The sequence below is a fragment of the Pedobacter sp. AK013 genome, assembly GCF_014205835.1.
Lineage (GTDB): Bacteria > Bacteroidota > Bacteroidia > Sphingobacteriales > Sphingobacteriaceae > Pedobacter.
This window is the reverse complement of record NZ_JACHCQ010000004.1, coordinates 129,650-150,705: the sequence shown is the minus strand read 5'-3', so window position 1 is coordinate 150,705 and position 21,056 is coordinate 129,650. Positions and strand designations below refer to the sequence as shown.

Here is a 21,056-nt window from a genome sequence, read left to right as displayed (position 1 = left end):
ACCAGTTAGCCGATTTAAACAATTAACCAGTTAACCCGTTTTAACAAACAAATGAAAAAATACTTTTCACTCGTATTATTTGCTCACTCTGTTTTTGCACTACCATTTGCCATGATTGGTTTCTTTTTGGGCGTAACCACAACAGAAAACCCATTTTCCTGGTATAAACTGATTTTAGTTTTGCTCTGTATGGTTTTTGCCAGAAACTCAGCCATGGCTTTTAACCGTTATCTCGACAGAAATATTGATGCAAAGAACCCGCGCACTAAAATGCGCGATATACCTGCAGGGAAAGTTTCGGCAAATGAGGCGTTGATTTTCGTTATCGCCAATTGTGTACTTTTCGCCATTACCACCTACTTCATTAACCCGCTTTGTTTTTATTTATCGCCAGTGGCTTTGTTTGTGGTCTTGTTTTATAGCTACACCAAACGTTTCACTGCGCTTTGCCATTTGGTTTTGGGCTTAGGCCTGGCACTTGCTCCCATTGGTGCTTACATTGCCGTAACCGGACATTTTGCGTTGGTTCCTGTACTTTACTCCTTAACCGTATTATTCTGGGTAAGTGGATTTGATATTATATATGCCTTACAGGACGAAGAATTTGACCGTGAAGAAAAATTACATTCCATTCCATCGGCGCTTGGCATAAAAAATGCGCTGAACGTTTCGGTTTTATTGCATGTATTATCGGCAGCCTGCGTAATTTTACCTGTATTCTTTACCGAGTTTAGCTGGGTTTATTATGTAGGGATTATATTTTTCTGTTCGATGTTGATTTACCAGCACCTGCTTGTAAAACCAAACGACATAAGCAAGGTAAACCGGGCATTCCAAACCTTAAACGGTTATGCATCGGTAGTATTTGCAATATGCTTTTTAATAGACGCGTATTTAAGACATAAATAAAAATGAGTGAATAACTGAATTTTGAATGGGAGAATATAGCATTGTGCAGTAAACCATTCACTCCTTCAATCATTCTCTAATTCAATAATTAATTACTATGATAACTAAGAAAACTAGAACATATATTCCACAGGAATTAAACATTACCTGGGAAAATTTAGAACCACTTTTTACCGAACTGCAAAACCGCGAAATAACCAGCACTGCTGAGTTAGAGCATTGGTTAAAAGACCGCTCTGAACTGGAAGCCGCTTTGGAAGAAGACTTTGCCTGGAGATACATCAGAATGAGCTGCGATACCACAAATGAAGAACTGGTTAAAAACTTTCAATATTTTGCGACTGAAATAGAGCCAAAAATTTCTCCATTAGCCAACGAATTGAACAAAAAATTTGTCGAAAGTCCGTTTATGGATGATCTGGACAAAGAAAAATATTTTGTATACAGTCGCGCCATTAAAAAAGCCCTGGAACTTTACCGCGATGAAAATATTGAGCTGTTTACCGAATTACAGGTAAAACAACAAAAATACCAGGGTATTACAGGCGCCATGAGTGTTGAGCTAAATGGCCAGGAATATACTTTGGAGCAAGCCTCGATTTTTATTAAAGATTTAAACCGCGAGGTACGCGAAAATGCGTGGAAAACGATCCAACAGCGCCGTTTGGTTGATAAAGATGATTTAAACATTTTGTTTGATGACCTGATTAAACTGCGTAATCAGGTTGCCTTAAATGCTGGTTTTGAAAACTATCGCGATTATATGTTCCAAGCCTTAGGCCGTTTTGACTATACCCCGCAGGATTGTTATGATTTTGCCAATGCGATTGAAAAAGAAATTGTTCCGATTTTAAAAGAACAAGCTGAAAAACGCCGCGAAGCATTAGGCCTGGAGGTGTTAAAACCTTGGGATTTAGAAGTGAGTATAAGTGGTAAACCAGCTTTAAAACCTTTTAACAATGGTGAAGAACTCATTGATAAAAGTATTGCCTGCTTTAATGCCATTGACGAAAAATTAGGTTCAAAACTCGCTACAATGAAAGCCAATAACCTTTTTGATGTAGAGAGCAGAAAGGGTAAAGCGCCAGGTGGTTACAATTATCCACTAGCTGAAACCGGAGCACCATTTATCTTCATGAACTCAGCAAATTCACTGCGCGATTTAACCACAATGGTTCATGAAGGCGGCCATGCCATTCATACCTTTTTAACAGCAAATTTAGAGTTAAACGATTTTAAGCATTGTCCGTCTGAAGTGGCCGAACTGGCATCGATGAGTATGGAATTAATCTCAATGGATAATTGGGATGTTTATTTCGACAATGAAGAAGATTTAAACCGTGCTAAAAAAGAACAGTTGGCCGATGTCTTGAAAACATTGCCATGGGTTGCCGTAATTGATCAGTTTCAACACTGGATTTACACCAACCCTAACCATACCGCAGCCGACCGTGAAGAAACCTTTAAGCAGATTTTTAACCGTTTTGGTGCAGGTTTTGCTGATTGGACAGATTTAGAACAACAATTCGGTAATGGCTGGCAAAAACAGCTACATTTATTCGAAGTTCCTTTTTATTATATCGAATATGCAATTGCCCAGTTAGGTGCCATTGCAGTTTGGAAAAATTATAAAGAAAACCCTAAAAAAGCTTTAGAACAATATTTAGCAGCGCTTGCTTTAGGTTATACAAAACCAATGAACGAAATATATGAAACTGCCGGAATCAAATTTGATTTTAGTGCCGAATATGTAAAAGAGCTGGCGAATTTTGTGAAAGATGAACTAGAGAAACTAGGGTAAGAAAGGTAGAAGGTTTTGAGGTGAAAGACAAAAGGCTTTTCCTCCTCATCATAATAAATCAAAGGTCGTGGTATTTTATCACAACCTTTTTTGCTTTTATGAAACACAGACAAAAAGGATGAATACAGATTACTACCAATTCTGGTCACTCTTACCTGGTCTTAGCGTCTCGCTAAAACTAAAGTTTAGTTCTTTTATCACGGCCCATGGATGTTGTAAAGGCTATTCGACCCCACTAAGCGTGGTAAGCCGAATGAGAATAAAGGATTGTAACAAACAGCGGGACTGAACCTTACCTATGTATAACAGGCTTTGCGCTCCAAAAAAATATGCTACTTCACATAGAGGAAAAAAAACACATCATCTCCTATAAACTACACTTCATTCTTTTTCCTGATCCTAAGGATGATAAACATCACCAAAATCGATAACAAAATCATGATCAGATAACTGTAACTAAGGTTACGTTCATCTTTGGCCGGGATCAGGTTTACAATGCCATAGCTCAAAAAAGAAACAATCACATAGGTAATCCCTCCTGTTAATCCACCTGCAATGCCGGCATTTTTCGGGAATTTGCTTAGGCAGAAAGTAAAGTAATTATTAAAGGTGAAACCCGCTCCTACATGAATCAAAAAGGCGAAGAAAATTAACGACCAGAGGTTAGAAACAAAATTTAAGCTCACCATCATCAACACTACAAAAGCTACCTGAAATAAGGCGTTTATGGTTAATCTTTTAAAGAAGGGCCTGTTAATGGTAGCCTTGCCGATAAAGCCTCCAACCATCCATGCAAAACCTAAAAACAAGGAGCTATAACCGGCAATAACCGGCGAAAAATTAAAGTGGTGCTCAATAATAAACGGACCGGTCATATTATAAACCATCACCATACAATAGGCTAGTCCCAACATTACAATCCCCAATGTAAAGCTCGTTGTTTTAATCATTTCGATATAAATGCCCGTTATCTTTTTCAGTTGAAAATCGGTAAAATGTTTTAAGGTTTCGCCACTGAACAATAACTCCAGCACCGCAAAAACAAGTGCAAAACCAGCCAAAAAATAGAAATTAGATTCCCAGCCAAATGCCGTTTGAAGATAACCGCCAATAAAAGGCGCTATAATTGGCCCTGTAGACCAGATGATGGAAAACATACTGAGATAGTGCTTTAGCTGGTCGCCTTCATAAAGATCGACAAAGTAAGCCCTTTTTGCTACCACAATTGCGCCAACAGTAAGTCCATGAACAATCCGCATCAAATAAATGAGGTAAATGTTGTGGGTAACCGCGATAATGATACTTGCTGCAGCAAAGATTAATAGCGAATATAAACAGATTTTATACCTGCCAAAACTATCGAGCACACTCCCGATAAAAAGTTGTGCCACCCCATAGCTAATTAAAAAAATGCTCAGTGTAAGTTGAACCTGAACGCTGCTTACCTGCATTTCGCCAGCCATTGTTGGTAAAGAAGGTATGTAAATATCGGTAGCAAAACCCGATAACGGGATTAAAGCAAAGGCCAGTAAAGTAGCCAAACCCTGGTGACGTTCTTTAATGTATTTTATTTGTGTTGTATCTGCATTCATATTGGGCACTGTATCGTTAAAAATATTCAAATCAAACATCCATTTATGAGCTCTTATTTACCTGATTGATTATTGACAACAAAATTAAGGCTTTCACTTATTCAAAAATTATGCGAATCAAACAAAGGATTATTTAAGCCAAATAATTGCAAATTTTTACTTTAATCTAATAATTACCATTCTTTTCGACGGCATTATACCATCCAACGAGTAGTGAAATGAAAATTATATCCTGCTTTAAACGTTTTTAACCAAACTTTTTATAAGTTTGGAGAAACAAGCAAATAAAAGATGTTCGAAAAGCTATTCAGAAAGAAATCTATTTCCAAGATATTACAAGATGCGGCAAAAGGCTATGGCGACCATGAAAATACACTACATAAAACACTCGGTGTACGCGATTTAACAGCTTTTGGAATTGCAGCGATTATTGGAGCAGGAATTTTTAGTACGATTGGCAAGGCAAGTGCAGATGGTGGTCCGGCAGTAATCTTTTTATTTATTTTTACTGCAGTAGCCTGTAGTTTTGCGGCCTTTGCTTACGCAGAGTTTGCATCAATGGTGCCCGTTTCTGGTAGTGCCTATACCTATTCTTATGTGGCCTTTGGCGAATTGATTGCCTGGATTATCGGGTGGTCGCTCATTATGGAGTATTCCATCGGTAATATTACGGTAGCCATATCCTGGTCTGATTACTTTACAGGATTACTCTCTACCATAAAAATACCTCCTTTAGGCATAGATGGCATCCATGTACCCGATTGGATGACAATGGATTATCTCAGTGCTTATAACGGACATAAACATGCTGAGGCGCTTTTAGCAGCTGGCAAAAACCTAGCAGATTTAGATTCGGCTACAGCTTTGGCCAATAATGCGTGGCTTACCGCTCCGAAAATCGGTGGTTTTCACCTCGTTGCAGATATTCCTGCTCTAGGCATTATCATTTTAATTACCTGGTTAATTTACCGCGGTATGAAAGAGAGCCGTAATGCCAGTAACGCCATGGTGGTGGTTAAACTTGCGGTAATTCTTTTGGTATTGGCCGTGGGTATATTTTATGTAGATACAAAAAACTGGGATCCATTTGCTCCAAACGGAGTTTCTGGAATTTTAAAGGGGGTTTCGGCAGTTTTTTTTGCTTATATCGGTTTCGATGCCATTTCTACAACGGCTGAAGAATGTAAAAACCCTCAACGCGATTTACCTCGTGGAATGATGTGGGCGATTATTATCTGCACCATCCTTTATGTAGCTATCGCATTGGTTTTAACCGGCATTGTTAAATCGGATACCTTAGCCGTTGGCGATCCGTTAGCATTCGTTTTTGATCAGATTAACTTAAAATTAATGAGCGGTATTATTGCCGTAAGTGCCGTATTTGCAATGGCCAGTGTGCTCTTGGTTTTTCAGATGGGTCAACCACGTATCTGGATGAGTATGAGCAGAGATGGGCTATTACCTAAATCTTTTTCTAAAATTCACCCGAAATACAAAACACCTTCATTTGCAACTATTGTAGTAGGCTTTGTAGTGGCTGTACCATCATTGTTTATGAATCTGACCATCGTTACCGATCTCTGTTCTATCGGAACACTTTTTGCTTTCGTATTGGTTTGTGCAGGGGTTTTAGTATTACAGAACAGGCCCGATGTTCAACGTGGGAAATTCAAAATACCTTACATAAATAGTAAGTTTATTATTCCGATTATATTAATTGCGACCATAATTTTTGCATTCACCAAATATGGGAAAGAAACAAAAGCATTCTTTTTCAATTCGCCTAAAACCATCCAAACCGTAACTTTTGTTACTTCTTTAAGTGGCGATGAGCTGAAAATTGTTAAAGAAGAAATTGTTAAGAATGCTGCACCACAAATTTTATTGGCAGAAAAAGTAGATGCAGAATCTTATCTAAGTGCATTACCTGCTGATCGTTACGAGCAGTTTATTTCAACTTCCAAAGTACCTATAGAAAAGAAATACGAAAGTGGCTGGGGTTTATTTAAACACAAAATTCCAATGTGGATTTTCTTGATCATCTGTGTAATCATTACCTACTATTGCATTACCAAGAACTTATCGTTAATTCCAGTTTTAGGGCTGATCAGCTGTTTGTACATGATGTGCGAGCTTGGCATTTCGAACTGGATTGGTTTTGGCATCTGGCTGGTAGTAGGGCTTGTGGTTTATTTTGCCTACGGTTACAAGCATAGTAAATTGGCAAATCCAGAGATTTAAGCTATAGATGAATGATATGACAATTTTTGAGAAAATAGAGAAACTTCAGGAAGAGAAAAACTATGTCAAAATTAAAAGAGACGTTGGTAACAAATATTACGCACTTTCTCACGGTTATATCTTAGGTCACTCATTTGATTTCGTTTTCCTTAAAGAGAACGATGATTTTCTGTTTAACGGATTTGCCATTTTCCCAATATCTTCTATTATCAAAATCAGGCACAACAATTATGATCAATTTTTCGATGCTATAATGGAACAGGAGGGACAGAAAAAGCTGATCGAAATGCCTTACCAAATTGATTTAGAAAGCTGGGAAACCATTTTCAATTCTATAAAAAACACAAAGTTAAACTGTGTTGTAGAAAACGAAAACAATAAAAGATTCTTTTTTAAAATCGGTGAGATTGTAAAAGTGAAAAAAAGAAGTTTAAAAATTCTGAACTTCGATCCCGCAGGTTATCTGGATGATGAACTGACAAAGATAAAGTATAAGGAAATTTCTGCTATAGGCTTTGATGATAACTATACCAATACAATGAGTAAATATTTAAGGGGAAAGCTATAAGCTGTTACTTAATTACTCATTACGCTATCGGTCGGTGTCTCACCGACCGAAAAAATTTGATAATAATTGGAATATCTGTATATTGTATAAAAGTTGTCCCTGCAACTCAAATACGAATAAATTATGAATATTTTCCACAAAAGACAGGGACAAATGGATTATCATTATCCATATTTTTATACCAATACCATCTGCAGTTTTGCTCATTTATTAATAGATGATAACTTAAAAATGATCATCATAAATTCGCTGAAATTTTTAGTCGATCAAAAACTTATTGAAGTTTATGGTTATGGCATTATGCCTAATCATATTCATTTAATCTGGAACATGCTCAAATTAAATAGAAAAGAAGCTCCAGCAGCAAGCTTCACTAAATTCACAGCGCACCAGTTCAGAAAATATTTAATGGTTAATAATCCTACACTTATAAATCAATACCGTTCTCAAAAGAGCGATAGGATTTTTCAATTCTGGAAAAGAGATCCATTAGCCATTCCATTAAGTAGAGAAAGCATTTTGATTCAAAAATTAGATTATATACATGATAATCCAATTAAAGAGAAATGGAATTTATGTACCTATCCTGAAGACTATAAATGGAGTAGCGCAAACTTTTATGAAACAGGAATTGATCAATTCAAGATACTAACACATTTTAGGGATTGATTGTTTCGGTTGGTGAGACACCAACCGATAGCGCAAATGGGATGAGGATAAGTTTTTTATTGAAACAAAAATCCCCTTTCTTTAATAGAAAGAGGATTATATTTATTTCTTCTTTATAAAGGCCAGAGCGGTAATCATCACCAACCCTAATCCAGATGCTATCATATAATTATTGGCATGGTCTAGATGATATATTTTTGCTATGGGGCCAGCTAAAAACAAGCCGATTCCCATTATCATGATCGCTTTTCTCATTAATTAAACTGGCAACCTGTTTAATTCAATATCATCTGGTGTAACGAAAATTAATGGAACTTTCTCTACATCAACATAACTGCTATCCAAACCAAAACTTCGCTCTTCAGACAAACTTAATTTTTTAAGGATAAAATAGTAATCCATAATCTGCCTCTCGTAGAAACTCAACTTGGTAAACTTAGATAAATGTTTTTCTAAAAGAACAAACCTGAAATCGCCTGCAATTTTATGTTTGTTTAACGAGGTATACTGGCTCGTAATATCGATCTCTCCATTTTTCACTAACTCTTCAACCACTTTACGATACAATAAATTTACACGTTGTTCAATCCTGAAACCTAACCTAAAGTCGATTCTGATTAACTTGCCCGGAATTAGGAATTCAACCTTATAATCTAAAGTATATGGCTCGTCCATTACATCAACGTGTACCAACCAGTATACATCAGCACGTTTTGGTTCCTTTTGAATAATGGAATAGATAATCTTCGATTCGATCTCCGTTTTAAAGTTAGCGCTGGTTAAATAAACCAGCTGAGAAGAGTATTTTGGAACCGATTCATCGCTGCTTAATTCAGTTAAAATCTCATAATAATCTTCAATTTCGACATATTTAACAAAGCGGTTTTTGATTTTTCGGGCCACAAACCAACTCCACATCACGGTAAATAGTAACGAGCCGATTAATACCGTTACCCAACCACCATGTAAGAATTTGGTTAAATTACTGATCAAAAATGTACCCTCAATAATGACGTAAGTAAAAAAGAATAAGGCTATTAAATATTTCGGAAAACGTTTACTTCTCAAATAAAAACTCACCAAAATAGTGGTCATTAACATGGCTATCGTAATTGATAAACCATAGGCTGCATCCATTTTCTCTGCTTTTTGGAACAACAATACAATGCCACAGCAACCAATCCATAACATCCAGTTAATCGAAGGAACATATAACTGGCCTTTAGAAACTGATGGGTAAACAATTTTAATTTTAGGCCAAAGATTTAAGCGCACTGCCTCGGCAATTAAGGTAAAAGAGCCACTAATTAAAGCCTGACTGGCAATTACTGCTGCCATTGTAGCCAGTATAACCATTGGGATCTGAAACTGATCTGGAACGATCTGGAAAAACGGATTCATCTTTGCCCCAGGAACGTAACTCCCACTGTTCTGCAAAATCCAAACACCCTGCCCCAAATAGTTTAGAATAAGGGTAAGTTTCACAAAAATCCAACTGGTTCTAATGTTATTTCTACCGCAATGCCCCAAGTCAGAATATAAAGCCTCTGCCCCTGTTGTACATAAAAAGACACCGCCCAGAATTAAAAATGCTAGTTTATTGGTAACCAGTAAATGAATAGCATAGTATGGATTAAATGCCTTTAGGATGCTGAAATCCTTTACAATAAAAGACACACCTAAAACACCCAAAACAGCAAACCAAACAAACATGACCGGACCAAATAGCTTCCCTACCAAATTGGTTCCGAACTGCTGGATAACAAATAAGATAGTTAAAATGGTTAGTACAATTGGAATAACCGGTACCTCAAACTTATTGGTAAGCCCTTCAATTGCCGATGTTACGGTAATACTGGGTGTGATAATACCATCTGCAAGTAATGCACAGCCCCCTACAACGGCCGGAACCACCAGCCATTTAGCCTTTTTGCGCACCAGGGAGAATAAAGAGAAAATACCACCCTCGCCCTTATTATCGGCTCTTAGCGTTATAATAACATACTTAATGGTGGTTTGTAGGGTTAATGTCCAAATGATACAGGATAAAACGCCTAGCACATTTGTTGGATTGATATCTTGCTTACCACCTAAAATTGTTGTAAAAATTGCATTTAAGGTATATAGGGGTGATGTACCAATATCACCGAACACAATTCCTAAACTAATTAGAACACCGCCGGCGGTTAACGCGTTGACATTTTTATGATTTGACACTTCGTTGATTATTTTAGTGCGGCAAAAGTAAACTAACTATAACAATTTAACAACCAAATTATTGTGTATTTTTAACACTATGAAAATTAAATTTTATTGTTAAATTGTGTTAAATTATGGGTTTTAAACAAAATGTTTAATTTCTTTGTTTTAAATTAATACATTTGCTATACCAATTTGATGAAACCCTACACTAAGATAACGTTACTCACAAAACTTGCATGCACATTGTGCATTGTTTTGCTGTGCAGCGTAAACTCTTGGTCGCAACAAACTGATAGCATTCACATCAGCTTAAAAAACAGAACAAAAAAAACAAGCCGGATTCCTGAAATTAAAGCCAATATCACGCCCTACAAGCCGCTTTATATGACTGTAGGTGGTTCTGGGATGTTCAATACTTATGCTACAACCCCTAAGAATGCAACAGTTGTAGCGAAAGATAAATTGTTAAGCATCGTAAAAATATATCCTAATCCAGTAGAAGATCAATTAAATATCGTTTTATCTATAGGAAAAGATGGCACCCAAACTACGATCAAAATCATCGATTTATTGGGAAATGAAGTGGCAACACTTTTAAATGAACGCTTAAATACAGGCGAACAGACCAAAAGTTTTGTTATTCCGAATAGAATTAACCCAGGCATTTACTTTTTAAGGGTTATTGCTGGTTCTGAAAGCCAGGTAAAACGGATCTCAGTTTTATAACACCATTTTCTTTTCTATTTTTGATTGATGTGGATTTAATTCCTGTCTATTTTATCATATTTCATATTCTTAAGAATGAAAATCATCGCCATTGGCAGAAACTATGCCGAACATGCAAAAGAACTGAACAACCCGGTTCCAACCACACCAGTAATTTTCCTAAAACCTGATACAGCAGTTTTAAAAGATAATAAACCTTTTTATCTACCCGATTTCTCTGATGATATTCACTACGAACTGGAAGTTGTGTTAAAAATCTGTAAGGAAGGAAAACACATTGCCGAAAAGTTTGCGACTAATTATTATGACGAACTAGGTTTAGGCATCGACTTTACAGCACGTGATATCCAGAGCAGGCACAAAGAAAAAGGATTACCCTGGGAGCTGGCCAAAGCATTCGACAATTCTGCCCCCATTAGCGTTTTTCTTCCTAAAAGTGATTTTGAAGATCTTTACAATTTAAATTTCGAGTTAAAAATAAACGACGAAAGCAGGCAGATTGGCCATACTAAAGATTTGTTATTCTCGTTCGAGAAGATAATCAGCTTTGTTTCCCAATATATTACTTTAAAAAAAGGCGATCTAATTTTTACCGGAACGCCCCAGGGCGTCGGAAAAATAAATAAGGGCGATAAACTGGAAGCCTGGTTAGAAGGAAAGCAACTTTTAAATTTTGATGTAAAGTAACGAATGATTAAAAACCCGATCCAATACAAGTTCAAATTTTCCATTTCAATTTGCCTTTTATTTGCTTCAACCTTTGTTCAGGCGCAACAGATTTTCAGTAATAACAAATATCCAATTACAGATTTCAGACAGCCTCTGGATATCACCCCTCCTGCCCTAGCAGGTTCTTTTGGAGAGCTCAGAGGCAACCACTTTCATTCTGGAATTGATTTCAGAACCAACCAACGCGAAGGTTATCCCGTTTACGCAGTTGCGGATGGATATATTTCGCGCCTAAGGGTTCAGAACAGTGGTTTTGGGCAGGCATTGTACATCAATCATCCTAATGGTTTTACTACAGTTTATGGCCATTTACAGCGTTTCGCCCCAAAAATTGCCACAATTGTTAAAAATCTCGAATATGAAAAGAAGTCTTTTGAGATTGATGAATTTCCTGATGCTACATTAATTCCGGTACATAAAGGCGAAATTATTGCCTGGTCTGGTAACCGTGGCAGCTCAGGCGGTCCACATTTACATTTCGAAATCAGAGATACCAAAACTGAAGAAACCATAAATCCGCAGTTTTTTGGGATCATCATTCCCGATAATATTCCGCCTGTTATTCATGGCTTGTATGTATATCGCTTAAATGGCAAAACCTTTAACGAAAATATAGCAAAACAAGCCATTAGCATTAGTGGAACAAATGGCAGTTATAAGGCCACTGCACCTATTAGTTTAACAGGCGAGGTTGGCTTCGGTATCGTGGCAACCGACAGGCATAATGGTTTATCGGGCACCAATGGAGTATACTCCATTCAGTTAGAAGTAGATGGTAAGAAAGTATACACTTCTGCTCTTGAACGTTTTGCTTTCGAAGACAGTAAAGCGATTAATTCGCATATTGATTATCCTACCTACTTAAATACTAAAGTAAGTATCCAGAAAAGTTTTGTTGAGCCTGGTAACCCTTTAAAAATTTATAGTGGCTTAGTCAATAGCGGGAGGATTAATTTCAATGATGGTGCTACACATCAGCTTAGTTATATCGTTACCGATTCCAAAGGAAATTCGTCTGTTTTATCTTTCACAGTAAATGCGGGCTTAGCGCCAATAGCAAAAGCAAGTGTTCCTGCGGGGATAATTTATCCATATAATAAAGTGAATGAATTTAATACCGACGACGTTAAGATAGTTTTTCAACAAGGAACATTGTACAGTGATTTAAATTTCACTTATAAAAAACTGCCTAAACCAGCTGGTAATGCCTGGTCGGCCGTACATCAGATTCACAATAAGTATACGCCACTGCATGTTGGTTTCGATATCTCAATCAAGGCTGATAATCTACCGGAGAACCTGAAGAGTAAAGCATTAATCGTAAATTCTAACGGTTCATCTCAAGGCGGATTTTTCGAAAATGGTTATGTTAAGGCTACTCCAAAAAACTTTGGCAGCTTTTATATTGCCATCGATACCATTGCGCCGAGAATAGTACCCGTTAATATCTCAGAAGGGAAAAACATGGCAGGTTTGCCGAAAATATTTTTTAGGATCAGCGATAACCTATCTGGAATAAAAAGCTTTAATGGCTATATCGATGGCAAATGGACTTTGATGGAATTCGATACTAAAACGGCAACATTGTGGCACAGTTTCGACGAAAGAACCGCTTCTGGAAAACATACGCTTGAACTGGTTGTAGCAGACATGAAAGAAAATACACGAAAATACACGGTAACATTTTTTAAATAGCAATAAGATGCTTAAAATTATGGGATTTCAAGCTCAAATTGATGTCAAAACCCATGTTTTAAGCTAAAAATGTCATCTTTTAACATATATAGAACACTATAACAGCTTAAACTGTTTAAATTGCACAGCGGTTAACAATAACGATTAACCGATTCAAAAAGTTAACCGATTAACCAATAATTATGGCAGAATTAAAAGAAGGTGATCAAGCACCAGCAATTACATCAAAAGATCAAAACGGTATTGATGTTTCTTTAAGCGATTATAAAGGCAAAACAGTTGTGCTTTACTTTTATCCAAAAGACGATACTCCTGGCTGTACCGCCGAAGCTTGTGATTTCAGAGATAACTATCAAGGTTTACAGGCCAAAGGCATTGTAGTTTTAGGCGTTAGCGTTGATGATGAAAAATCGCATCATAAATTTGTAACCAAGCATAATTTGCCATTTACCTTACTGGCAGATACCGATCAGAAAATTGTAAATGACTATGGTGTTTGGGCAGAGAAAAACATGTATGGCAAAAAATATATGGGTACAGTTCGCACTACTTTCATTATAGATGGCGATGGAAAAATTATCCGTATCATCAAAAAAGTTGACACCAAAAACCCAACACAACAAGTACTCAATTTAATCAATAACTAATTATGATATAGCGGGTAAAATATTACCTTTGTTATATAACAACAACCTCTTATTTTAATGAAACATACAATTAAAGAGCTAGAAGATATTGCCTCTCAAATCAGAAGAGATATCGTAAGAATGGTTCACGGATGTCAGTCTGGCCACCCTGGTGCCTCACTTGGGTGCACAGATTTTTTCACTGCATTATACTTTGAAGTAATGAACTACAAAACCGACTTCACGATGGAAGGTGCAGGCGAAGATTTATTCTTCCTTTCGAACGGACATATTTCCCCTGTTTGGTATAGCACATTGGCTCATGCTGGTTTTTTCGACAAAAGCGAACTGGCAACTTTCCGTAAACTAGATTCCAGATTACAAGGTCATCCAACTACACATGAACATTTGCCTGGTATCCGCATTGCTTCAGGTTCATTAGGTCAAGGCTTATCAGTTGCCATTGGTGCTGCATTAGCTAAAAGGCTAAATGGCGATAAATCTATCATTTTTGCCTTATTGGGTGATGGAGAATTACAGGAAGGACAAAACTGGGAAGCAGCTATGTTCGCCCCATTTAACAAAGTTGACCATTTAATCGCATCGGTTGATTACAACGGACAGCAAATTGATGGCCCTACAAGCAAAGTTCTTGCTTTAGATGATTTACAGGCTAAATTCGAAGCTTTCGGATGGCATGTAATTAATACAGATGGTAATGATATGCAAGCTATAGTTGAAGGTTTACATTATGCTAAAACCTTAACCGGAAAAGGCAAACCTATTTTGAATTTAATGAGCACGCAGATGGGTGCTGGTGTAGATTATATGATGGGTACACACAAATGGCATGGTACAGCGCCAAATGATGAGCAATTAGCAGCAGCGTTAGCGCAACTACCAGAAACTTTAGGGGACTATTAACCCCCCTTACCCCTTGAAGGGGGAGTAAATAACTTTTAATTTTAACTACAAATAAAGCCCCTTTAGGGGTTTGAGGTATGAAAAAATATACATATACAGAAAAAAAAGATACACGTTCGGGTTTTGGTGCTGGTCTACATGAGGCTGGAAAGAAAAACGAAAATGTGGTTGCCTTATGTGCCGATTTAGTTGGATCGCTTAAAATGGATGCTTTTATTAAAGATTTTCCTGAGCGTTTTACGCAAGTTGGTATTGCTGAAGCAAACATGATCGGTATTGCAGCAGGTATGACCATAGGCGGTAAAATTCCTTTTACAGGCACTTTTGCCAACTTCTCTACTGGCCGTGTTTACGATCAGATCCGTCAATCGGTAGCTTATTCTAACAAAAACGTTAAAATCTGTGCATCACATGCTGGTTTAACCTTAGGCGAAGATGGTGCAACACACCAGATCTTAGAAGATATCGGTTTAATGAAAATGTTGCCGGGAATGGTAGTAATCAATCCTTGCGATTACAACCAGACTAAAGCAGCAACAATAGCCATTGCAGAATATGAAGGCCCGGTTTATTTACGTTTTGGTCGCCCGGTAATCCCTGTTTTTACAGATCCGGATCAAAAATTTGAGATCGGTAAAGCATGGATGGTTAACGAAGGTACTGATGTGACTATTATTGCTACAGGCCATATGGTTTGGAAAGCGATTGAGGCTGGTGAAAAATTAGCTGAATTGGGTATTGACGCTGAAATCATTAATATCCACACCATTAAACCTTTGGATGACGAAGCCATCTTAAAATCAGTTAAGAAAACAGGTTGTGTGGTTACCTGCGAAGAGCACAATAAATTTGGTGGCCTGGGCGAAAGCGTAGCACGCTTGTTAACTACTGAATTGCCAACTCCACAAGAGTTTGTAGCCACTAACGATACTTTTGGCGAAAGCGGAACACCAGATCAGTTAATGTCTAAATATGGCTTAGATGCTGTAAACATTGTTGAAGCTGTTCAAAAAGTAATTGGCAGAAAAAAATAGAATTTAAAATTTAACCACAAAGACACCAAGAGCACTAAGCATAACCAAACCTTTGTGTATTTAGTGTCTTTTTGGTTTTATAATTATCATAAATGAAACAAGTTGAAGATTCAGAAATCCTTACCATGTTTGCTGTCGAGCGCACGCGTAATGAAGCCTTTAACCTGTTATTAAAAAAATACCAGCAAAAAATATATTGGCACATTAGGAGATTGGTGATAAACCACGACGACTGCGACGACCTTTTGCAGGAAGTATTTGTTAAAGTTTGGAAAAACCTTGATAAATTCAGAAGTGATTCACAATTGTACACCTGGATATACCGCATTGCTACAAACGAATCAATTACTTTTTTAAACAAGCAAAAACAAAAAAACAATACCCCTTTAGATGAAGTTTCATCTGAACTGGCCGATAATCTGGTAGCATCATCTTATTTTAACGGCGATAAGCTTGAGCTTAAACTGCAAAAAGCAATCCTTACCCTACCCGAAAAACAACGGATTATCTTCAACATGAAATATTTTGATGATATGAAATATGAAGAGATTTCGGAGGTTTTAGGAACCTCGGTAGGCGCGCTAAAGGCATCATTTCACATTGCCGCAAAAAAAATTGAAGCTTTTATTACAAATGATGAAATAGACTATTAAACCTTTTCACTTTAATTGTATCATATATCTGTGATGAACGAAAATATAGAAAATAACGATTGGATGAACGAAGCCCCTGCACTTGCGGCAATGGGGAAACGCAATCCTTTCTCCGTTCCTGATGGATATTTCGAAAATTGTGATGAGGCCATTTTTTCTGGTGTCTTTTTAAATGGATTGAAACAGAAAACCAGTGACAATAATTTTGAAGTTCCGCAGAATTATTTCGAAGATTTAACGGAACGCATTCAAACCCGGGTTGCCCTTTCCGAAATGCCTAAGGCAGAACAAGCCTTTGCAGTACCCGAAAATTATTTCGACACGCTGCAGAATAGAATTGCCGATAGGATTGCAGCATCAGCGCCTAAAAAGGAAGTTAAAGTGATTCCTTTATGGAGACGCAACATTGTTAAATATACAAGTGCGGCGTGTTTCTTATTAATGACCTCCTTTGGTATTTATTTTTACCAGAACAGCTCAATTACTACAGCTCAACAGGTACAATCACCGGAAGCTATAAACGAACAACTGTTATATGATATTGATGAAAGTACAATCATTGATCATTTAGAAGCGCAAAATACTACATCACCTAATACAAAAACTACTTCTGCCTCAGATACAGAAATGGAAAACTACATCCTGAGTAATTTCTCTTCAAGTGATTTATCTCAGGAACTAAATAATTAAGAAATGAAGAATTTACTTTTTGTTGCTTTAATGTTTTTATTACCTACAAGCCTATTGGCACAAAGACCAAAGGCAGAAGAAATAGAATCACTTAAAATAGCTTTTTTCACTCAAAAACTGGATTTATCGCCAGAAGAGGCTAAGATTTTCTGGCCAATTTATAACGATATGCAGGCCGAACAAACTGCTTTACGCAAAGAACGGATGCAGAAAATGATCTCTTTCAGAAAAACAACTGAAATAGATAATCTAACCGATGCACAGGTGCAAAGTTTAATTACCAGCGAATTCGATTTCAAGCAAAAAGATCTTAATCTTGATAAAAAATATTACAATAAACTTAAATCAGTATTACCGATAAAAATTGTTGGAAAGTTTTATCGGGCGCAGGAAGGTTTTAAACGTGAGTTACTCAATAGATTTAAAGGCGGCCAAAAGCAATAAACAAAAAAGACTTACAGCAATGTAGGTCTTTTTTGTTTTAAAGCACTCTTTCAATTCCGTACTTTTGTGCCATGCTTACCCAACGTCAGTTGTTTTTACAACACAATGCACAAACCTCTCCAGAGCCACTTATGCTCGAATTTGTAAGGGCAAAAGGAATCTACATTTACGATGCGCAGGACAAAAAACATATCGATCTTATTGCCGGTATTGGTGTAAGTAATGTTGGCCATTGCCATCCTGCGGTAGTGAAGGCTATTCAAGATCAGACAGAAACCTATATGCACCTGATGGTTTATGGCGAATACGTGCAAACGCCTCAGGTAAATTTTGCCAAAGCCCTTGCCGATATTTTACCCAAAAGTTTAAGCTGCACCTACTTTTTAAACTCAGGAACTGAGGCTGTAGAAGGTGCCATGAAGCTGGCTAAACGATATACCGGCAGAAAAGGGTTTATTGCCTGCAAAAATGCTTACCACGGCAGCACACAAGGAGCAGAAAGTTTAATGGAAAGTGATTTCTACTCTTCTGGCTATGGCCCTTTCTTGCCTCATGTAAGTTTTATTGAACATAACAAAGTTGATGATCTCGAAAAAATCACTTCAGAAATTGCTGCGGTTTTTATCGAGCCTATACAAGGCGAAGCTGGAATAAGGGTTGCTGATTTAAACTATATGCAGGCTTTGCGGGCAAAATGCACAGAAACCGGAACTTTATTAATCTTCGATGAAATACAATCTGGCTTTGGCCGCAGCGGTAAAATGTTCGCCTTCCAGCATTATAATGTTGTGCCCGATGTACTGCTTCTGGCGAAAGGAATTGGTGGTGGAATGCCAATTGGCGCTTTTATCAGTTCATTGGAAATAATGTCGGTATTATCGCACACACCAATTTTGGGCCATATGACTACTTTTGGTGGTCATCCGGTTTGTTGCGCTGCTGGCTTGGCAACCTTACGCACCTTGGTTGATGATCTCATTGTTGACGAAGTAGAAGAAAAAGGGCAATTGTTTAAACAGCTCCTTCAACATCCCGCCATTAAAGAAATTAGAGGAAAAGGTTTAATGCTTGCTGTTGAGTTTGAGAATTTCGAGATCAATAAAAAAATCATCGATGCCTGTATCTTAGACGGCGTATTATCAGACTGGTTTTTACATTGCAGCAATTCTATGCGCATTGCCCCTCCTTTAATTATTACAAAAGAAGAAATTAAAGAAGCTTGCAAGACCATCTTAAAAAACATTAACTTAGTTGCAGGGTAAAAGCATAAGGTATAGCTTAAAATGCTGAAAAATAAAACTACTAACTGTTAGCTGAAATGAATGTATTAATCGTTGAAGATGAAAAAAGCCTGGCGCTAGAAATGGATGAATTCTTGAGTAAAGAAGGATTTATTGTAGAACATGCCTGGAAAAAATCTTCTGCAGAAGAAAAGATATTTGTAAACAATTACGATTTCATTTTATTAGATCTGGGCTTGCCAGATGGCGATGGTTTCGACATTTTAAAACAATTAAAATCTACGAAAGACCGAGATGATGCTGTAATCATTTTAACTGCCCGTAGTGCTGTCGACGACCGTATTAAAGGCCTTGATGAAGGTGCAGATGATTATTTACCAAAGCCATTTTCGTTAAACGAACTTTTAGCACGTATGCATGCTATTACCCGTAGGAAACACAAATTAGAGAAAAACGAGGTAAACATTCATAACTTTTTGCTCAATATCCAGAATAGAACCGTTTCTTTTGGTGATGAAAGATTAAACCTTACCAAAAAGGAATTCGAAATATTTAACTATTTGGTGTTGAACAAAAACCGCGTGGTATCGAGAATGAGCTTAACTGAGCATGTTTGGGGTGACATTTTAGAAGTTAATTCTGATTCTAACTTTGTAGATGTACATGTTAAAAACCTGCGAAAAAAACTTGCAGGGATTAGCTCAATAGATTGGTTTGAAACGGTAAGGAGTATTGGATACAGGATTAATTGCTAATCAGTTGGGGGCTGGAAGCTTAATGGGTTGCAATTTTCAGTCAGCAGTTTGCGGTTAGGGATTTAGAAAATACAAAAATTCAGTTAACCGTTTTAAACAATTAACCAGTTAACCCAATGCCCAATAAACCATCCCCCTATTTTACATCAAACATCATATCCATATAAATGAAGTTACAGGTTAAATTTTCTTTATATAATGCGATAACTAAAATTGCCATCATCTTGGTGTTGGGTGCCATCATTTTATTTTCGCTTGACAGACTTGCCTACAACCAGTTTGATAACCGCCTGATCAAAAAAAAGAATAAAATTATTAAGCACTTAAATGATGATGAAATTGACAGCCTATTAAATAAACAACAATCTTTTACCGATTATAACATATTAAAAGAAGAATTTATTGTTTTAACAGACATTCCAGACAATCAAAAAGATTCTACAGCAAAGGTATTTACAGAAAAGAGGGAAATTGAAGGTGATATTGAAGTATACAGAATTCTGAATTATAAATTTTCTTATCATACAAACTGGTATAACCTGGAGATTGGAGAAACCATGACGGCGCTCCAGTCCATTAAAAATTCGATCCGTTTTTACATGCTGATTGTACTGGTGGCTGCCTTACTTATTACCCTAGTAACCGACTTTACTTTTTCCAACTTCTTATTGAAACCTTTTTATCTAATAATCGATAAAAAAATTAATCTGGTCGACGATCCATCTCACTACAACTATCAGAATATACCAACCACTACCAACGATTTCAAAATCCTGGATAACAGCATAAATTCTCTTATGCGTAAAATAAACACACTTTTCGCCTTAGAAAAGCAGTTTATTGCTAACGTTTCGCACGAACTACTTACCCCAATTTCAATTTTAAGTACACGCTTCGAAAATATGCTTAACACACCGGGTATTCCTGTAGAGCATGAAAATAAGATATACGCGTCGTTAAAAACCCTGAACCGATTAAAGGTGATTATCAACAGCTTGTTACTTATTTCGAAAGTTGAAAACAATCAATACCTAAAAACGGAAGAAATTAGCCTCAAACGCGAAATAGATGATATATATGAAGATCTGGAAGATCGAATAGTGGATAAAAACATCAGTTATAGTGCTAATCTTTCAAAGGATTTCCATTTCACAGGAAATAAAGCATTGATACATACACTTTTAATCAACATCATCAATAATGCGATAAAGTACAATGTTGTGGGCGGTTCCATTACCATAACGGATAAAACCGAAGCAGAAAAATATATCCTTTCCATTAGCGATACTGGATCTGGCATGAGTATGGCACTTGTAGAAAATGCATTCGATCGTTTTAAAAGGGGAAATACCGAAGAAAATGGCTTTGGCTTAGGGCTCGCTATTGTGCAAAGTATTGCCCGTTTCCATAAAATAGAAGTCGATATTAAATCTGAAGAACACAAAGGAACCACCATTTCGTTGTTTTTTTAAAATAAAACTTCCCAAATAGACTTATCACGTTGCCCCTATATTTAGTACAACTTAATTCCGATATAAAGTTCGGCACAGGTTGACT

The 21,056-nt window shown here is 36.9% G+C and carries 20 protein-coding genes; 17 read left to right on the top strand and 3 right to left on the bottom strand.

What is annotated here, in order from left to right:
- Nucleotides 1-51 precede the first annotated feature (51 nt).
- The gene (locus HDC90_RS04520) at nucleotides 52-909 is read left to right on the top strand and encodes a UbiA-like polyprenyltransferase (protein WP_184464290.1); all 858 of its coding nucleotides are present in this window, start codon (nucleotides 52-54) and stop codon (nucleotides 907-909) included.
- 97 nt (nucleotides 910-1,006) lie between these two features.
- The gene (locus HDC90_RS04515; protein WP_184464288.1) at nucleotides 1,007-2,710 is read left to right on the top strand and encodes a M3 family oligoendopeptidase; all 1,704 of its coding nucleotides are present in this window, start codon (nucleotides 1,007-1,009) and stop codon (nucleotides 2,708-2,710) included.
- Nucleotides 2,711-3,084: 374 nt separating this feature from the next.
- Here HDC90_RS04515 and HDC90_RS04510 read toward each other — a convergent pair whose 3' ends face one another.
- A complete protein-coding gene (locus tag HDC90_RS04510; RefSeq protein ID WP_184464286.1) occupies nucleotides 3,085-4,302 on the bottom strand; it encodes an MFS transporter in 1,218 nt (405 codons plus the stop codon).
- Between the two features lie 291 nt (nucleotides 4,303-4,593).
- Here HDC90_RS04510 and HDC90_RS04505 point away from each other — a divergent pair, with 291 nt between their 5' ends.
- From HDC90_RS04505 to HDC90_RS04495, 3 genes are all read left to right on the top strand, one after another.
- Nucleotides 4,594-6,543: an amino acid permease gene (locus HDC90_RS04505; RefSeq protein WP_184464284.1), complete on the top strand. Its 1,950-nt coding sequence runs from the start codon at nucleotides 4,594-4,596 to the stop codon at nucleotides 6,541-6,543.
- A 16-nt stretch (nucleotides 6,544-6,559) separates the two neighbouring features.
- Complete coding sequence (locus tag HDC90_RS04500) at nucleotides 6,560-7,111, top strand: hypothetical protein (RefSeq protein ID WP_184464282.1); 552 nt, start codon at nucleotides 6,560-6,562, stop codon at nucleotides 7,109-7,111.
- A 123-nt stretch (nucleotides 7,112-7,234) separates the two neighbouring features.
- The gene (locus HDC90_RS04495) at nucleotides 7,235-7,780 is read left to right on the top strand and encodes a transposase (protein WP_184464280.1); all 546 of its coding nucleotides are present in this window, start codon (nucleotides 7,235-7,237) and stop codon (nucleotides 7,778-7,780) included.
- Nucleotides 7,781-7,882: 102 nt separating this feature from the next.
- On the opposite strand, the gene HDC90_RS04490 is transcribed toward HDC90_RS04495, so the two are convergent.
- Nucleotides 7,883-8,035, bottom strand: coding sequence for a hypothetical protein (locus HDC90_RS04490; protein WP_167296717.1), 153 nt, complete (start codon nucleotides 8,033-8,035; stop codon nucleotides 7,883-7,885).
- A gap of 3 nt (nucleotides 8,036-8,038) precedes the next feature.
- On the bottom strand, nucleotides 8,039-9,997 hold the full coding sequence (locus tag HDC90_RS04485) for a KUP/HAK/KT family potassium transporter (RefSeq protein ID WP_184464278.1): 1,959 nt from the start codon (nucleotides 9,995-9,997) through the stop codon (nucleotides 8,039-8,041).
- A gap of 180 nt (nucleotides 9,998-10,177) precedes the next feature.
- On the opposite strand from HDC90_RS04485, the gene HDC90_RS04480 reads away from it, so the two are divergent.
- The 12 genes from HDC90_RS04480 (at nucleotide 10,178) to HDC90_RS04425 (ending at nucleotide 20,971) form a co-directional block, all read left to right on the top strand.
- The gene (locus tag HDC90_RS04480; RefSeq protein WP_221451787.1) at nucleotides 10,178-10,708 is read left to right on the top strand and encodes a T9SS type A sorting domain-containing protein; all 531 of its coding nucleotides are present in this window, start codon (nucleotides 10,178-10,180) and stop codon (nucleotides 10,706-10,708) included.
- A 75-nt stretch (nucleotides 10,709-10,783) separates the two neighbouring features.
- Nucleotides 10,784-11,395: a fumarylacetoacetate hydrolase family protein gene (locus HDC90_RS04475; protein WP_184464276.1), complete on the top strand. Its 612-nt coding sequence runs from the start codon at nucleotides 10,784-10,786 to the stop codon at nucleotides 11,393-11,395.
- 3 nt (nucleotides 11,396-11,398) lie between these two features.
- Nucleotides 11,399-13,132, top strand: coding sequence for a M23 family metallopeptidase (locus HDC90_RS04470; RefSeq protein ID WP_184464274.1), 1,734 nt, complete (start codon nucleotides 11,399-11,401; stop codon nucleotides 13,130-13,132).
- Nucleotides 13,133-13,314: 182 nt separating this feature from the next.
- The gene (gene bcp, locus HDC90_RS04465) at nucleotides 13,315-13,779 is read left to right on the top strand and encodes a thioredoxin-dependent thiol peroxidase (protein WP_184464273.1); all 465 of its coding nucleotides are present in this window, start codon (nucleotides 13,315-13,317) and stop codon (nucleotides 13,777-13,779) included.
- Between the two features lie 57 nt (nucleotides 13,780-13,836).
- The gene (locus tag HDC90_RS04460; RefSeq protein ID WP_184464271.1) at nucleotides 13,837-14,682 is read left to right on the top strand and encodes a transketolase; all 846 of its coding nucleotides are present in this window, start codon (nucleotides 13,837-13,839) and stop codon (nucleotides 14,680-14,682) included.
- Between the two features lie 77 nt (nucleotides 14,683-14,759).
- Nucleotides 14,760-15,716 carry a transketolase family protein gene (locus tag HDC90_RS04455; protein ID WP_057932755.1) on the top strand — a complete coding sequence of 319 codons (957 nt, stop codon included), beginning with the start codon at nucleotides 14,760-14,762 and terminating at the stop codon, nucleotides 15,714-15,716.
- A 92-nt stretch (nucleotides 15,717-15,808) separates the two neighbouring features.
- On the top strand, nucleotides 15,809-16,369 hold the full coding sequence (locus tag HDC90_RS04450) for an RNA polymerase sigma factor (protein WP_184464269.1): 561 nt from the start codon (nucleotides 15,809-15,811) through the stop codon (nucleotides 16,367-16,369).
- A 33-nt stretch (nucleotides 16,370-16,402) separates the two neighbouring features.
- Complete coding sequence (locus tag HDC90_RS04445; RefSeq protein WP_184464267.1) at nucleotides 16,403-17,059, top strand: hypothetical protein; 657 nt, start codon at nucleotides 16,403-16,405, stop codon at nucleotides 17,057-17,059.
- Nucleotides 17,060-17,062: 3 nt separating this feature from the next.
- Nucleotides 17,063-17,503: a hypothetical protein gene (locus HDC90_RS04440; protein ID WP_184464265.1), complete on the top strand. Its 441-nt coding sequence runs from the start codon at nucleotides 17,063-17,065 to the stop codon at nucleotides 17,501-17,503.
- A 71-nt stretch (nucleotides 17,504-17,574) separates the two neighbouring features.
- Nucleotides 17,575-18,765, top strand: coding sequence for an aspartate aminotransferase family protein (locus HDC90_RS04435; protein ID WP_184464263.1), 1,191 nt, complete (start codon nucleotides 17,575-17,577; stop codon nucleotides 18,763-18,765).
- Between the two features lie 56 nt (nucleotides 18,766-18,821).
- A complete protein-coding gene (locus tag HDC90_RS04430; protein WP_184464261.1) occupies nucleotides 18,822-19,499 on the top strand; it encodes a response regulator transcription factor in 678 nt (225 codons plus the stop codon).
- 167 nt (nucleotides 19,500-19,666) lie between these two features.
- Nucleotides 19,667-20,971 (top strand): HAMP domain-containing sensor histidine kinase, encoded by a 1,305-nt coding sequence (locus HDC90_RS04425; RefSeq protein WP_184464259.1) that lies wholly within the window; start codon nucleotides 19,667-19,669, stop codon nucleotides 20,969-20,971.
- The last annotated feature ends 85 nt before the right edge of the window (nucleotides 20,972-21,056 follow it).

Bases quoted from the DNA above. Each gene is read 5' to 3' on its own strand.
- HDC90_RS04520 (WP_184464290.1), top strand. From the start codon at position 52: ATGAAAAAATACTTTTCACTCGTATTATTTGCTCACTCTGTTTTTGCA.
- HDC90_RS04515 (WP_184464288.1), top strand. From the start codon at position 1,007: ATGATAACTAAGAAAACTAGAACATATATTCCACAGGAATTAAACATT.
- HDC90_RS04510 (WP_184464286.1), bottom strand. From the start codon at position 4,302: ATGAATGCAGATACAACACAAATAAAATACATTAAAGAACGTCACCAG.
- HDC90_RS04505 (WP_184464284.1), top strand. From the start codon at position 4,594: ATGTTCGAAAAGCTATTCAGAAAGAAATCTATTTCCAAGATATTACAA.
- HDC90_RS04500 (WP_184464282.1), top strand. From the start codon at position 6,560: ATGACAATTTTTGAGAAAATAGAGAAACTTCAGGAAGAGAAAAACTAT.
- HDC90_RS04495 (WP_184464280.1), top strand. From the start codon at position 7,235: ATGAATATTTTCCACAAAAGACAGGGACAAATGGATTATCATTATCCA.
- HDC90_RS04490 (WP_167296717.1), bottom strand. From the start codon at position 8,035: ATGAGAAAAGCGATCATGATAATGGGAATCGGCTTGTTTTTAGCTGGC.
- HDC90_RS04480 (WP_221451787.1), top strand. From the start codon at position 10,178: ATGAAACCCTACACTAAGATAACGTTACTCACAAAACTTGCATGCACA.
- HDC90_RS04475 (WP_184464276.1), top strand. From the start codon at position 10,784: ATGAAAATCATCGCCATTGGCAGAAACTATGCCGAACATGCAAAAGAA.
- HDC90_RS04470 (WP_184464274.1), top strand. From the start codon at position 11,399: ATGATTAAAAACCCGATCCAATACAAGTTCAAATTTTCCATTTCAATT.
- bcp (WP_184464273.1), top strand. From the start codon at position 13,315: ATGGCAGAATTAAAAGAAGGTGATCAAGCACCAGCAATTACATCAAAA.
- HDC90_RS04460 (WP_184464271.1), top strand. From the start codon at position 13,837: ATGAAACATACAATTAAAGAGCTAGAAGATATTGCCTCTCAAATCAGA.
- HDC90_RS04455 (WP_057932755.1), top strand. From the start codon at position 14,760: ATGAAAAAATATACATATACAGAAAAAAAAGATACACGTTCGGGTTTT.
- HDC90_RS04450 (WP_184464269.1), top strand. From the start codon at position 15,809: ATGAAACAAGTTGAAGATTCAGAAATCCTTACCATGTTTGCTGTCGAG.
- HDC90_RS04445 (WP_184464267.1), top strand. From the start codon at position 16,403: ATGAACGAAAATATAGAAAATAACGATTGGATGAACGAAGCCCCTGCA.
- HDC90_RS04440 (WP_184464265.1), top strand. From the start codon at position 17,063: ATGAAGAATTTACTTTTTGTTGCTTTAATGTTTTTATTACCTACAAGC.
- HDC90_RS04435 (WP_184464263.1), top strand. From the start codon at position 17,575: ATGCTTACCCAACGTCAGTTGTTTTTACAACACAATGCACAAACCTCT.
- HDC90_RS04430 (WP_184464261.1), top strand. From the start codon at position 18,822: ATGAATGTATTAATCGTTGAAGATGAAAAAAGCCTGGCGCTAGAAATG.
- HDC90_RS04425 (WP_184464259.1), top strand. From the start codon at position 19,667: ATGAAGTTACAGGTTAAATTTTCTTTATATAATGCGATAACTAAAATT.